A 446-nucleotide genomic window follows, 5' to 3' on the forward strand; every position below is an offset into this window, starting at 1 on the left:
TTTGAAGAGATTATCAACAAGAAAGAGGTACAAGAGATCTTAAATAAATATGTAACTGAGAACATTGAAGGCAATGTTACTTATGAAGGCGGTAAGTTCTATGTGACAGTAAAAGAAGGCGATGTTTATAAAACGGAGGAGATCAATATTAATGATTTAGTGAAGTTTGCAGAGACAGAGACTACTTTAGTTGCTCAGAAAGACGGCGATGGTAAGTTAACAGGAAAGTATACTTATACGAATGAGAAGAATGTAGTTACAGAGATCGATGTAATTCAGTCAGTTATAGATAATAGCAAAACTATATTTGAGGATAACTCAATCATCAAGGAGATTATCAATCAGATAGAGAAAGAAGCAGGACCTGGTACAGTAACAGTAGTAGAGAAAGACGGCGACTTTATCTTTAAGTGGAAGGATGAGAAAGGTGATGAAAAAGAGACAAC

At 35.0% G+C, this 446-nt stretch carries 1 pseudogene; it reads left to right on the forward strand.

The features are described 5' to 3' along the window. Positions 1–446, forward strand: a pseudogene (locus tag CF599_RS19610) (hypothetical protein); the annotation flags it as partial.

Origin of the sequence: Myroides sp. N17-2 (assembly GCF_002286775.1) — a bacterium.
In the GTDB taxonomy this organism is placed as follows: domain Bacteria; phylum Bacteroidota; class Bacteroidia; order Flavobacteriales; family Flavobacteriaceae; genus Flavobacterium.